12 protein-coding genes and 1 pseudogene are annotated in these 13,525 nt (G+C 32.3%); 1 reads left to right on the plus strand and 12 read right to left on the minus strand.

Translation table 11 applies throughout. The annotated features are described in order from the left end of the window. Window positions 1-706 precede the first annotated feature (706 nt). From cidR to isaB (ACP3TL_RS09805), 4 genes are all read right to left on the minus strand, one after another. Window positions 707-1,582, minus strand: a complete 876-nt coding sequence (gene cidR / locus ACP3TL_RS09790; RefSeq protein ID WP_069833263.1) for a cidABC operon transcriptional activator CidR — start codon at window positions 1,580-1,582, stop codon at window positions 707-709. A 40-nt stretch (window positions 1,583-1,622) separates the two neighbouring features. After that, window positions 1,623-2,471 (minus strand): class A beta-lactamase, encoded by an 849-nt coding sequence (gene bla, locus ACP3TL_RS09795; protein WP_277579884.1) that lies wholly within the window; start codon window positions 2,469-2,471, stop codon window positions 1,623-1,625. 192 nt (window positions 2,472-2,663) lie between these two features. Beyond that, the gene (gene isaB, locus ACP3TL_RS09800; protein WP_277575877.1) at window positions 2,664-3,260 is read right to left on the minus strand and encodes an immunodominant staphylococcal antigen IsaB family protein; all 597 of its coding nucleotides are present in this window, start codon (window positions 3,258-3,260) and stop codon (window positions 2,664-2,666) included. Between the two features lie 104 nt (window positions 3,261-3,364). Next, entirely contained in the window at window positions 3,365-3,964 is a 600-nt protein-coding gene (gene isaB, locus ACP3TL_RS09805) for an immunodominant staphylococcal antigen IsaB family protein (protein WP_277575878.1), read from the minus strand. A 477-nt stretch (window positions 3,965-4,441) separates the two neighbouring features. Between isaB (ACP3TL_RS09805) and ACP3TL_RS09810 the strand changes: the two genes are divergently transcribed. Continuing rightward, window positions 4,442-4,747, plus strand: coding sequence for a monooxygenase (locus ACP3TL_RS09810; protein ID WP_069833266.1), 306 nt, complete (start codon window positions 4,442-4,444; stop codon window positions 4,745-4,747). A gap of 108 nt (window positions 4,748-4,855) precedes the next feature. On the opposite strand, the gene ACP3TL_RS09815 is transcribed toward ACP3TL_RS09810, so the two are convergent. The 8 genes and pseudogenes from ACP3TL_RS09815 to ACP3TL_RS09850 form a co-directional block, all read right to left on the minus strand. Beyond that, window positions 4,856-5,695 carry a sialate O-acetylesterase gene (locus tag ACP3TL_RS09815; protein WP_069833267.1) on the minus strand — a complete coding sequence of 280 codons (840 nt, stop codon included), beginning with the start codon at window positions 5,693-5,695 and terminating at the stop codon, window positions 4,856-4,858. Between the two features lie 146 nt (window positions 5,696-5,841). Further along, window positions 5,842-6,804, minus strand: coding sequence for an ornithine cyclodeaminase family protein (locus ACP3TL_RS09820; protein ID WP_069833268.1), 963 nt, complete (start codon window positions 6,802-6,804; stop codon window positions 5,842-5,844). Between the two features lie 9 nt (window positions 6,805-6,813). Beyond that, entirely contained in the window at window positions 6,814-7,233 is a 420-nt protein-coding gene (locus ACP3TL_RS09825; protein WP_069833269.1) for a hypothetical protein, read from the minus strand. A gap of 108 nt (window positions 7,234-7,341) precedes the next feature. Further along, a complete protein-coding gene (locus ACP3TL_RS09830) occupies window positions 7,342-8,118 on the minus strand; it encodes a 3-hydroxybutyrate dehydrogenase (RefSeq protein ID WP_069833270.1) in 777 nt (258 codons plus the stop codon). Window positions 8,119-8,127: 9 nt separating this feature from the next. Next, window positions 8,128-8,775, minus strand: a pseudogene (locus tag ACP3TL_RS09835) (3-oxoacid CoA-transferase subunit B). Then, on the minus strand, window positions 8,768-9,472 hold the full coding sequence (locus tag ACP3TL_RS09840; RefSeq protein WP_069833272.1) for a CoA transferase subunit A: 705 nt from the start codon (window positions 9,470-9,472) through the stop codon (window positions 8,768-8,770). The pseudogene ACP3TL_RS09835 and the gene ACP3TL_RS09840 overlap by 8 nt, the downstream one beginning before the upstream one ends. Before the next feature lie 183 nt (window positions 9,473-9,655). Further along, a complete protein-coding gene (locus ACP3TL_RS09845; RefSeq protein ID WP_277575880.1) occupies window positions 9,656-11,401 on the minus strand; it encodes an accessory Sec system protein Asp2 in 1,746 nt (581 codons plus the stop codon). A gap of 123 nt (window positions 11,402-11,524) precedes the next feature. Further along, window positions 11,525-13,333, minus strand: coding sequence for a CDP-glycerol glycerophosphotransferase family protein (locus tag ACP3TL_RS09850; protein ID WP_285326017.1), 1,809 nt, complete (start codon window positions 13,331-13,333; stop codon window positions 11,525-11,527). Between the last annotated feature and the right edge of the window lie 192 nt (window positions 13,334-13,525).

Consider the following 13,525-nt stretch of genomic DNA (forward strand, 5'->3'; position numbering starts at 1 on the left):
AAGCTTTCTTAAATATATGAAGGCATCTAGCCAGTGATTGTTATAATCTAGGAATGCCATTACCAAGTTGCATTGTGCCTGTCTTGTTGTCTGTTATACAACATAGCGTACACCTATCACTTTATAATGTAATGACACGCTACTTGCTAAAATGCCGTTAATATAACGCGCGCTTTATATATTGCTTGCAAGTCACGTATTACAACACATCTTGTTTGTACAGAAAAAAAGTTAACCAATATTTAGAGAGATAGGGATTGTTTTCAGTTTTTAAATGGGAGAACTGATGAATTTTATTGGTTTTAACTATAATTTCTAAAACACGCAACTGTGCAAGCATTGGTCAACATACGATGCATTTGTATCTATATTACAAATGCATCACGTATCTAATCCTACTTTCATCTCTGATTAGTACGTTATGATTACCATTTTTATAAAATTTGAGGACTCCCTTAGTTATCTTCTGCCGTTATGAGTCCTGAGTTGAATTATCGTTTATTATAAAAGCTATCATATATTGATTGTACGTGGATATTCATACATATTGAAAACTCAACTTATAACCATTTTGCAATGATCAGTTAATCAGTACTCATAACCCTCTACAGATTCCATTATATTACTCCTTTATCTATGATTAAAATACATAGTTGGAATATTTGACATTCCTTAGTGGAATACTTCAACTTTAACAACGCTTTTTTTATTTCAAATCCTTTAAAAAATTAATCCATTCATGCGTAACATGATTCATATAACTTTCTTTCTTCCATATAACACCTAAATTCCACGCTACATCAGCAGCACTTATTTCAATACCGACAACACCATCATTTAAAATATTGACGATACTCTCAGGTAAGATACTCACGCCAATACCATCACGAATCATATTTTCTATAAAAGTAATTTGAGACATTTTAGCTACTGTTTTAGGATGAAAGCCTACTTTTCTACAGCTTTCTATAATTTGATCTTTCAGGTAATAGTCATCATGAAACATAATAAAGCTTTCATCTTTCAAATCACCTAAATAAACGGATGATTGTTGTGCTAACTCAGAATTTTTATCAACGATAAGTAATAACTTTTCTTTATATAGAGGTACCGCATGATAGATATCCTCATCTACTGGTAAAGTTGTAATACCGACGTCAATTTCATCATTATTCAAATAAAATTCGACCGCTTTTCCGCCACCTTCAATGACTTCATATGTCACATTCGGATACTTGGAATGAAACTGGTTTAAACTTTCCGTAAATAACCTGACATTCATAATTGCCGATATGCCAATGCGGATATGCCCCCTTTCTAAATTCGTGACGTCACCCATTTCTAAAGATAAATCATCCAACACTGCCAATGCTTCAACACACTTATCATAAAAAATCTGACCTATATCCGTTAGAATAATATGTTTTTTTCTTCTATCAAACAAAGTAATGTCAAATTCGTTTTCAATACTTTTAATATTTTTACTAATTGTAGACTGTGCGATATATAAATGTTCTGAAGCTTGTGTCATTCCACCATTTCTCACAACTTCTACAAAATATTTCATTTGTTTTATTTCCATATTCTACTCCTCTGAATAGCCCTATCCTCATTTTATTAACTTAGCGTAATTGTGCAATTGCTTCTTCAGCAGCATCTGCGATTACTTTATCATCTGGTTGACCATCTTTGTCATCTTGTTTTGTATAAATTGCAAGAATGATTGGTTTTTTATGTTTATCTGGATAGATAAATGCCAAATCATTACGCGTAGCATATGTTAAACCTTGCCCACTTTTATCTCCAACGATATAGTTGTCTGGTGCACCTGCTTTAATTAAACTATCGCCCGTTTCATTTTCAATCATAACTTGTTTCAATAAATCTAAGTTCCCATCACTTATTTGGTCACTTGTTAAAATTGTATTTAATGTCTGTGCTGCAGCTCTAGGTGTTGTAGTATCAGCTGTACTATTTGGATCATAGAGATTTAGCTCAGGTTCTAAGCGTTGCGGATTAGAAATATTATCACCTAATTGCTTCAACTCATGTTTAAAGGCTTTAACGCCACCAAGTTCTTCCATTATTTTATTATTAGCCGTATTATCACTTTGTAACATAGATGCTTTAATTAAATCTTTAAACGTCATCTGTTTGCCTATGTAATTTTCAGTTACAGGTGAATATTCTACAATATCTGTCTCATTAATTGTTATTTTTTTATTTAAATCTTTTTCCGAATAATTATTTAATAACACACCGCTCGCGATGGCTTTAAAAGTAGAAGCAAATGCAAAGCGTTCATTTGCATTGTGTTGAACTTTTTTACCATTCTCAGTATTAATGCCATATACGCCAACTGTTGTGTTATTATCTTTTTCTATTTTATCAAATTCATTCGCTGAAACCGTACCATTGCTTAACATGAAAAATAATCCACTCAACACTAATCCCAAAAAAACTTTTTTCATAACTAACCAACTCCCCTTAATTTAAATATTTTTATGCTTATGTTAACTATAATTATTATATTACAAAAACACAATTATTTATAAATCCCTAAATTTTGCTTCTACAATAAAAACCCCTCATTGTCATAATCACTAACAATGAGGAGTAAACGAGTCATGCTTTATCATAAATACAATTGATATTCTGTATGGCTATTGGCTTATAGTCATTTCCATTAAATTATCTTTTGTATCAAAGAACGCTGTGTAGCTACCTTCATTTGTTTTATATTTTACAAATGTGCCATCGTCGTTACCAAGTTTACCTTCTTCAGCTATTTCATTAGAACTGTGCGCATCTTTAAATGTATCCTTTGAAACTGAATCTGGTTTAGTGAAGAATGTTGTTTGAACAACTTCATCATCTTTATTAAATGATGCTGTTGTATCATAAACTGTTTCGTTATACTCAACTTCGGAGTCTGCTTTTGGATCTACTTTATAACCATCGATTGAGACATTATCGTATTTTAATGCTCTTACAAAGTTATAATCTTGTGTAAATGAACCATCATACGTTGTATAACCCTCATAGTTATACCATGGTGTTTCAGCTTTTAATTCTGCACCGCTCGCACTACTTTCAGTGTTAGCACCGCTAGCGCCACCTTCACCGTGTCCCCATTTCTGTACTTGCTCTGACTGCGCTTTGACTTCTTGATTATTACTCGTGATATACGCTGCGGAAGAACCTACGACAAGTGTTGATACTATGACTGTTGAAGATAGTAACTTTACTACTTTATTCATAATAAATCACTCCTATTTTGTAGTTTTCCTTTTTGACTTAGAATTCAGAGATTATTCATTTCAGACTAATTACTATAAACATAAACATATTTCATATTATGCTACTAGCCAATTCTCATTTGCATCAATTGGTCATCTTCATCAAAATACGCTGTGTATGAGCCATCGTTCGTTTCATATGTTACAAATGTACCGTCTTTTTCGCCGCCTCTAATTTCACCTTCATCAGTTATTTGATTAGATGTGTGTGCTTTTTTAAAGGTTTCCTTAGATACTGAGTCTGGTTTAGTTAAGAAAGAAATCCCTATAACTTCGTTATCACTATTAAATTCAACGGTTGTATCATAAACTTGCTTAGTATGATCAAGATTATCATCTAAGCTTGTATCTACTTTATAGCCATCGATTGAGACATTGTCATATTTTAATGCTCTTACAAAGTTATAATCTTGTGTAAATGATGCATCATATGTTGTATAACCTTCATAGTTATACCATGGTGTTTCAGCTTTTAATCCAACACCGTTCGTACTACTTTCAGTGTTGGCACCGCTAGCGCCACCTTCACCGTGTCCCCATTTTTGAACTTGCTCTGACTGCGCTTGGACTTCTTGATTATTACTCGTGATATACGCTGCCGAAGAACCTACGACAAGTGTTGAAACAACGACTGTTGCTGAAAGTAACTTTCCAACTTTACGCATAATAAATCACTCCTCTATTTTTGAGTCCCTCTTGGCTAAATTTCAAGAAATCTTAGTTATGCACTTAAAACTAAGCAATCATAATTATCAATATACGCCGTATTAACAAGTTTCCTACACTATTTATTAATTATTTCATTCTTTCACATTACTACATGTGGCTCAAGAACTGACAATAAGTGATTTTACTAAAAGCGTAAATAGATATAATACTTCTAAAATCACTCCTTTTTTGAAGGATTTTATTGCTATAGTGTAATTGTTCACCTTAATCATACTCCTAATCTATTTAATTGCAAGATAATATAAGATATTTAATAAATTTACTCTTCCTTTACATTTATATATTTAAAAAGATTAAATGCAATTCAATTCCTCAAAAATATACAATTGATATTAACGTTTGTTGATACACATAAATATCATATTTAGTTATACTTAAAATATGTATAATTAAACTCGAAAGGAAGGTATGTTATGGTACATATTTTACAAGTCGATTTTCCTTTAGATGGGCCATTTGGAGACGAAATGGCACAACAATTCGCTGATTTAGCAAAATCAATTAATGATGAACCAGGGTTTTTATGGAAAATTTGGACTGAAAACGAAACAGCCAAAGAAGCAGGTGGTATTTACGCCTTCGACAGCAAAGCGCATGCTGAAAGTTACTTAAATATGCATAGTGAACGACTCAATACTATGGGTGTCACTGAAATCAACGCCAAAATCTTCACGATAAATGAAGGATTAACACAGATTACACATGGTCGTGTTGAGTAGATTTTGGTCAGTAGCGTATTAAAAATACCCCAGCAATAGCATCACCTGAAAAGTGTGCCTATTGTTGGGGTATTTTGTGTAAATTTTAATATTTCCTGGGTAATTGCTTTAATACATCTTTGCCATTTCTTCTGTGAATGCTCGGTAAGTTATTTCATTCTTAGATAATCGTGCTATTAACATATACATTTGTTCATTCTTTGTATATTCTTTTTTATATAATAAATCATCCGCTTTCTTTTCTTCTGGTAACGAGTCTTTAATGTTGTCACCTTGTGAATATGCTGCATAATATCGCATACCTAATAACCGCTGTGACTCGGCATCGATATGAATTTCATCAGGATTGGCTGTTAAACCTTGTGCCGTTACGTAGAAACAGTTGTCTTTTGCTTCTGCGACAGTTTTAATCACTTCATTAATTTGAGTGTATTCTGATGCACTTTGACCAAATGCTGCTTTGCCTAAGAAATCTCCTAGCAAGCCCAATACAAATGGCAGTTGAGACGCATTAAGCGCTTGTCTAAAATGATCCACAACTTGATTTAGCTTAGTTTCATAGTCAAGATACTTACCTTCTGAACTATCGCTTTCGCCTTGATGCCATAATATACCGATGAGCTCACTGCTTTCCATCGCAAATTCAGCTTCAGAAATGGCATGTCGCGTTAACACTTGATCCTCTGCCCAATCATCAATCGATGTACCACCATCTGCGCAAGGAATTAAGCCAATTGTCTCATCTGGATGATCATCTAACCACAATTTAGCAAACGATGCTGCGGGGCCTATACCTGCAACAGAACGATCACTATGTATCGGTTCGTCCATCATTTGCCATCTACCATTTTTCAACACATGAATGCGCTCATCTACAATCGGTTTCACGCTATCGATAAAGCCACGCCCTGCCATATTAGACTGCCCTATAAGTAAGATTGATTTCATATAAATTTCCCTTCCCATTTTGGAATGTATTTACTATTAATAATAAATATCATACCTCACGTGCGTATTGGGGTGAAGTAAAAAGGGATTTTAGTATGACTTTTCATAAAAGATGACTACCAAATGAATGATAGTCATCTTTAGATTTATTCACTTTGTTGTTTCAATAATTTTTGATAAAAGTAATTGGCTACTACGATATCAACGATGGCTACGCCTACGGATTTAAAAATCGTAATTTCATCTTCTGATCGTCTGCCTTCTAATTTTGTAGAAACAATGTTCCCGAGTTCTCCGTATAAACCATCTGCTTTAAATACACCTTCTGCTACCGGATTAATTAAGTCTCCTGTTTCTTCCATGGCAGCTTCTATGGCTTCTACAACAACCTTGTCTGCATCTGCAATGGCTTGAGATGGTAATTCTTGCATATCTGGTTTAAAGGAACCGACAGCATTTAAGTGAGCGCCTGGCGCTAAGCGCTTATGAAATACTGGTTCTGTTGCATTGGTAGCAGTTACGATGACGTCCGCGTCTTCTATTGCCTCTTCTACGTTATCAAACACTGTTAAATCTAGATTTGAATATGCACTTTGTACTTGTTCAGCAAAGGTTACAGCTTTTTCATACGTGCGATTGTAAAACTGAATACGGTCAATCGTTCTTACGGCGAGGACTGCTTTAATAAGACCTTCCGCTTGATCACCTGTGCCTATGACACATAATGTTTTAGCGTCTTCACGTGCGAGGTATTTCGTTGCCACACCTGATATCGCACCTGTGCGTATCTTCGTTAAATAAGATCCCTCGAGTACCGCTAGTGTTTCACCCGTTTCATAATCAGATAAAATAACAGATCCCACGATGGTTTTCTTGCCGACTTTAGTATTATTGGGCGCCACGGTCACTGTCTTAAGTCCGACAATCTTCAATTCATCTGATAATGCCGGCATCACGAGATAACGGTTATCTTCATTAAAAGGTAACGAATAGCGCAAAGGTGTATCAGTCTTGCCCTCTGAATATGCACGTAAAGATTCCGCTACTGCTTCAACAATTTCTGACATATCTAATAATTGTGCTTGTTCTTTTGCGCTTATAAAAAGCATAAAACACCTCTATTCCGTGTCATTTGTTTCAAGAATGTCGGTTTTCTTTTCAAATTTATTCTCAAATAGTATTAAGAGTCCAAATAAAATGACGATTATCAATAATATAAGCCATGCCAAACTATTTTTTATAAATAAAAAGTCAAAAAAGATTGCTGCCATCAGTCCATAAGCAATCATATCTTTAACGTATAAAATCCAATAGTCAGCTTTCACACTCATAAACGTGTTTATATTGTCATCTTGTGTTTGTATATCATAAACAGTCACTTTCAATCTACGAATTACAATAAAAATCAATATTAAAATTATAACTGCAGTGAGAATTTTATTATACAAACTATGTTCTAGTATTTCCGACATTGCAAGACAAGCAATGGTAAAAATAATAGATATCCAACTTGTATCATTTGCGTCTGGACCTTTCATCAGTAATTCACCCTCATGTCATCAATATATTAAGTTATCTATAACGTAACATATTTTTATTGAAAATTATCAATGAATTAAGATTAAATATTATTTATATTTTTTTAATTATTGAACAGTATAACCACCATCTATTAAAATAGCTTGTCCGGTAACACTTTTAGCACTGTCACTACACAAGAATAATGCATAATCTGCGATATCTTTAATATCTAATAAACGTTTTTGTGGAATCAACGGATATAACACGTCTTCTAACACTTGCTCTACCTCGACGCCTCTATCTTTAGCTAAATCTGCCATTTGATTACGTACGAGTGGTGTATCTATGTAGCCAGGACAAATCGCATTGACTGTAATGCCCTCCGTCGCCGTTTCCAAAGCTGAAACTTTTGTTAAACCGATAATGCCATGTTTAGCGCTGTTATACGCTGCTTTTCCAGCAAAACCAATCACACCATTAATTGAAGCCATATTTAATATACGACCAAATTGTTGTTCTTTCATAATCGGCAATGCATATTTTGTACCAATAAAACTGCCAGTTAACATGATATCAATCATTTGTCTGAACTTGTCAGTTGGGAATGATTCGATACTTTCAACATGTTGTAAACCTGCGTTATTAAATAAAATGTCTAAACGACCATACTTTGCTACAGTTACATCTACCATATGCTTAACTGCTGCTTCGTCAGTGACATCTACTTGAACTGGCATGCAATCGTAACCTTGGTCTTTCAAATCATGCGTTTCTTGAGCCAACTTTTCATTATTTAAATCAGCTAACACGACTTTAGCACCATTTTCTAAAAACACTCTCGCAATCCCTAAACCGATACCACTTGCTGCACCTGTAATAATGACTACTTTATCTTTGACCATTCTTCACACCTACTTCAAATGATTTTCAAATTGCGCTTCTGTATTGGCTTCAATTTCTTCCAAAGTAACACCATCTTGCAATTCAACAAGCTTCATCACTCCGTGTTCAAATTGAAATACTGCTAAATCTGTAATTAATGTGTTGACGACGCCAGCACCTGTGAGTGGTAATTCACATTGTGCTTTAATCTTAGACTCACCATGTTTATTCATGTGATCCATAATGACGACGACCTTTTGTGCGCCGACGACTAAATCCATAGCGCCACCCATACCTTTGACTAATTTACCTGGAATCATGTAATTGGCTAAATCTCCAGTTTGTGAGACTTCCATGCCCCCAAGGATTGCTAAGTCGATATGTCCGCCACGAATCATAGCGAAGGATTCCGCGTTATCAAAATACGACGCACCTTTTGCAGCAGTCACCGTTTCTTTACCTGCATTGATTAAGTCTGGGTCCACTTATTCGTCTGTTGGATAAGGTCCGATACCTAACAAACCATTTTCAGATTGGAAAAAGACATTCTCTACGTGGTCATTGATTTCATTGGCCACAAGCGTAGGCATACCGATACCTAAATTAATTACCATATCGCTTTTAATCTCTTGTGCAGCACGTTGAATAATCTTCTTACGCTGTAATTGTTTATCCATGATTAACCTCCTTCACTGTGCGTTTCTCAATGCGTTTTTCAAAATGCTCTCCTAAATAAATAAAGTCGACGTAAACGCCTGACATATGTACTTCATCCGGATCAATTTCTCCAACTTCAACTAATTCTTCAACTTCAACGACAGTCGTTGTGGCAGCCATCGCACATAAGGGATTGAAATTACGTGCAGTTTTTTCAAAAACTAAATTGCCAAAAGTATCTGCTTTTTGCGCTTTTACAATACCAAAATCACCTTTAATCGCACGTTCCATCACATACGTTTCACCATCAAATTCACGTGTTTCTTTACCTTCAGCAATTAACGTACCTACACCTGTTTTCGTATAAAAAGCAGGTATACCAGCGCCACCTGAGCGTAATTTTTCAGCTAATGTACCTTGTGGTGTTAATTCTACATCTAATTCACCATTAATTAATTGTTGTTCAAATATTTTATTTTCACCCACGTAGGAACTAATCATTTTATCAATTTGTTTTTTCTCTAATAAACGGCCTAAGCCAAAATCATCTACACCACAGTTATTACTTACTACTGTTAAAGCTTTCGTACCCTTCGTACGGATTGCTTCGATAGCATGTTCTGGTATGCCACATAACCCAAAGCCACCAGCAAGCACAGTCATGCCATCCTCTAGTCCATCAAATGCTGTATGTATATCCTTAATTACTTTCGACATAAATAAACCTCATTTCTATCTATTGTTTTAATACCTAGTACTAAAAACGATTATACTTGAAACTGCTAGTGAAGTCTTTTATTTATGTTTGCGGTTACATTAATATTTGTAGTTCACTTAGCAATAAAAAAATAGACAGCCTGACAATGGCTACCTATCTATCCTTACTATAATTGCTATGTTTTATTTATTTAATAACATCTTATTTAATAACATTAACTGCTCTGGTATGCTATTTCTAGAAACGTCTGGATGACTTTTAATATGCTCATCAACTTTATTGATTTTATTAATGTTACTTCCTTGAATTTTAGAAATCATAGAAAAATTAAATTGAACATTTTCAGAACCAATTATATGTTTTTCTTTTGTACTCTGTTTTGATAAATTGTTGTTAATATCTTCGCTAATATCTTCTTTCCTTAATCCCTTTAAGAAGTGATCGTCTTTAACGTTATATTCGCCTAAGCTTATAATTGGGTCTATCGCTAAACATTTCAAATCTAATTTAGCACCATAATATAACGAACCTGTACCGCCTTTTGACGCCCCGTATAATACGATATCATCTTCTTCAATACCTAATTCATCTTTTACACGGTGAATTGCATTTGAAATATCTGTTTCCAAATTGTGATTATTATTACTATTTATATAATGAGAGCCATGTGAACAATTTAAGTCCATAATTCTCATAGTATGAACATTCTTGACCAAGCTTCTTTCTATACCGTTAAAAAATTTTGGAAACATTCTGTCCGTCATTAAATAATTATCATAGACATCTGCTGCTGGCATACATGTGAAAATAACAAGTAATTTTTTATTATCCTCGCTCTTATTATCTTTTTTATCTTTCGGTTCATCTAGTGTGTAAAAGCTACTACCTTGTTGCATTAAATCATTTCTTTTCCACAATTCCTTTACATAGCTTCTCTTGTATAATTTAGAAATACCTTCAGTGTGAAAATATAAAATATAATCATTCGCCAATAAATCCTTATATAGATGATAAGCATCTTCATTTATTCTAGCTAGTTCAATGATATTTTTCTCGGAATTTAAAATCACTTCAACAACTTTAGTATTTAAAATTTCATATTCATCATCTAAATACATTCTTTGAATTGTTCTATGACCTTCTTTTAATATTGCATCTTTTCCTTTATGATTTTCCACAATTTTAATTAGTTTATTCAAAAATGCATTATAAAACTTATCTTCATAATGTAAGTAATATGGTCCCCACAAATGATCTTTATCGAGAAAATATTGTTGTTCAGTCATATCTAATTCAGAGACATCATAGTTTTTAATAATATAATCATCTAAGCTATCCCACACTTTATTCATCTCACTAAATTCTTGAAGTGCTATTCCTTTTTCTTCTCTCATTTTTGTTAATGAAGTACCATCTTTAAACACGTCAGAGAATCTAGCTTTCACTAATATAATTTCACAATTAGGCACTTCTTTCTTCATGAAGTTAAAAAATTTAGCCACCGCTTCTTTCCAAATATTAATGTATGCTTTATAGTTTTCAATTATATTGATACGCTCTAGATTTTTAAATTGTGGTAAGTCTTTAAAGTTTGGATTAGCAGTTATATATTGATTATCTTCTATTTTTAGCAATCCAAATTTAACATCGGGATCTAGATCCATTAATAAATAATCTGGAGCTTTTTCTTTTAATATCGATAAGAATTCTTTACTGTGCTCCTTATATAATAAACTTTGCACATAGGGGGATTTATCTAAAAATGCTTTATTAACATTAAGCTCTAACTCATTAGACATTAAACTCGGAAGCGTTGTCTGGTTTTGATGTTCTATTACATCAAAGTATCTTTTATAATTAGGATTAAACTTTGTATTAAAGTTATCTCTCGTAATACATGAACCAATAGTTGCTATTTTTACAGTCATTTTATCACTTACTTTCGTTATGTAGTATGTAATAAACCAGCCTGATATAAATATCAGACCGATTCTTGATAAATAATATCGAATCATTCTATTGTTTAACCATAGTTATTTAAATAGTAAAATTTAGTTTTCACTTGGACTATCTGTACTATTTTCATTATCAATCGAATCACTAAATACTTCAGTCAATATATTTTGCCCACTACCTATTTTATCGTCTGTCATTAAGCGATCAATTAAATTTGTATAATCTATGTGGTCAATACTTTTAATTTGAAGTGCTAGTTTATATTCATCTAACGATGCAATTGGGAAATTTCCTAATTCAAAAACATCGAAATAAAAACCAATATCTTTTTGATACACTTCTGCATCTTCTTGTAAAAGTAATATAGGTTTATTTAAATGTGCAAAGTCAAAAATTGTTGATGAATAGTCTGTTATCATAGATTCACATAATATATAAAGCTCTTGTATATCTACAAATTCATTATAAAAGCAGTGAATTCTAGCATCTAAATTATTATATTTACTTCTCAACATACCTTCATTAGGATGTAATTTAATGATGATTTCATATTCTTCAGGTAAGTGAATTAGTAATTTTTTTAAATCAATACTTGTCAGATGCTCTCTTTCATCTTTTCTCCAAGTAGGACAAAACAAGACATATTTTTTAGTGTCATTAACTGTAAATAAATATTTTCTTTGTAATCTCTTTCTTTCTTCATAATTATTATTTTCAATTAAATATTCATTTCTAGGTGCACCATGTTGCAAAATATTTAAATTTGGATTTTCTTCCAATGGAAATGCAGATTTTAGAAGCATTGTATTAGTATTTGAAGAAGTAATTAAGTAGTCCCATTTCATCATACGAGGTTTAAACTGCATTAATTGCGTTGTCTTTTCAATTTCGTCACTTAAATCGTTGACCATTTTTTTCAACGGAAAACCATGCCATGTTTGAATAAACACTTGATCATTATGCTTATAAACTTTATCCCATGAATTACCGTTCATAAAGATATACTTAGAATTTCTAAATTTTTCAATATAATTTTGAGTACCAAATCGTACTGGTGTGAACCCACAATTTCTAATTTCAATATCTACTAATGAGTTAGAAGAACTCACAAAAATTTCTTTGTCGTTATAATGTTTCTGAATACTTAAAGCAATATATTTAGGATCCCCACTAAAATTATTACCATGAAAAGACTCAATAAATACCTTTTTCTTTTGTGGTGTAATGTTATCTAGTAATTTTTTACTTAGGTTTTCTTTTCTTTTTTTATAATAATTTTTAAATCTTCTGAAGAAAAATTCATTTTTAAAGATTCTACTTAAAAACGGTTTTTCTTTTAACTTTTTATATAAAACTTTACCACTATTCAGTTTCTCTATTTTATTTTTAGATTTAAACGCATATTTGCCCTTATATTTTTTAATATCTAATGAATGCCCTTTTGCAGCTTGGTTAAAATTAGTTATATATTTTTCGCTGTATTCACTATCAATAAATTCTTTATTTAAATTATCAAAATCAATATCTCTTTCTTGTTGCGTATATTTACTATCAATCAAAGATATTAAGATTTCACTATCATCTATAATATTTTTTTCTAAAAATTGAACTGCATAGTATTTTGAATAAACATCTTGCAAGACATTATCATTACCAGGATAAACTAATGCTCTATTCCCATGAGCGATTGTTTCTAAAATAGAATAACCTAGCGTTTCATAAGGAGATGAAGATATATAAATATAGTTAAATGGTTCTTTCTCATTTATATGAACATTGCTTTGTAAATTATAATACTTCACAAGGTTTTTATATAAAATCTCTGATGGACCATAACCTATAATATAGAGTTGTATATCATTTCGTTTTGTATTTTTAACGATATAATTCATCAGTTTAATCACATATGATATATCCTTAATACTATCTTCAAATCTAGCTTTAATTAAGAAATTTCTTTTAGTATTAATCGGTTTTTCTTTAATATCTATGTGTTCTGCATTAACATATTGATAGAATACTGACTCATAATTATATTTATTGATAAATTTGTTTTTTATGCCTTCGGTACTAACTCTAATACTATCAATGACATC

Origin of the sequence: Staphylococcus caseorum (genome assembly GCF_049943195.1) — a bacterium.
GTDB lineage: Bacteria > Bacillota > Bacilli > Staphylococcales > Staphylococcaceae > Staphylococcus > Staphylococcus equorum_A.

Coding starts and splice junctions, on each gene's coding strand:
- cidR (WP_069833263.1), bottom strand. CDS start 1,582: ATGGAAATAAAACAAATGAAATATTTTGTAGAAGTTGTGAGAAATGGT.
- bla (WP_277579884.1), bottom strand. CDS start 2,471: ATGAAAAAAGTTTTTTTGGGATTAGTGTTGAGTGGATTATTTTTCATG.
- isaB (WP_277575877.1), bottom strand. CDS start 3,260: ATGAATAAAGTAGTAAAGTTACTATCTTCAACAGTCATAGTATCAACA.
- isaB (WP_277575878.1), bottom strand. CDS start 3,964: ATGCGTAAAGTTGGAAAGTTACTTTCAGCAACAGTCGTTGTTTCAACA.
- ACP3TL_RS09810 (WP_069833266.1), top strand. CDS start 4,442: ATGGTACATATTTTACAAGTCGATTTTCCTTTAGATGGGCCATTTGGA.
- ACP3TL_RS09815 (WP_069833267.1), bottom strand. CDS start 5,695: ATGAAATCAATCTTACTTATAGGGCAGTCTAATATGGCAGGGCGTGGC.
- ACP3TL_RS09820 (WP_069833268.1), bottom strand. CDS start 6,804: ATGCTTTTTATAAGCGCAAAAGAACAAGCACAATTATTAGATATGTCA.
- ACP3TL_RS09825 (WP_069833269.1), bottom strand. CDS start 7,233: ATGAAAGGTCCAGACGCAAATGATACAAGTTGGATATCTATTATTTTT.
- ACP3TL_RS09830 (WP_069833270.1), bottom strand. CDS start 8,118: ATGGTCAAAGATAAAGTAGTCATTATTACAGGTGCAGCAAGTGGTATC.
- ACP3TL_RS09840 (WP_069833272.1), bottom strand. CDS start 9,472: ATGTCGAAAGTAATTAAGGATATACATACAGCATTTGATGGACTAGAG.
- ACP3TL_RS09845 (WP_277575880.1), bottom strand. CDS start 11,401: ATGACTGTAAAAATAGCAACTATTGGTTCATGTATTACGAGAGATAAC.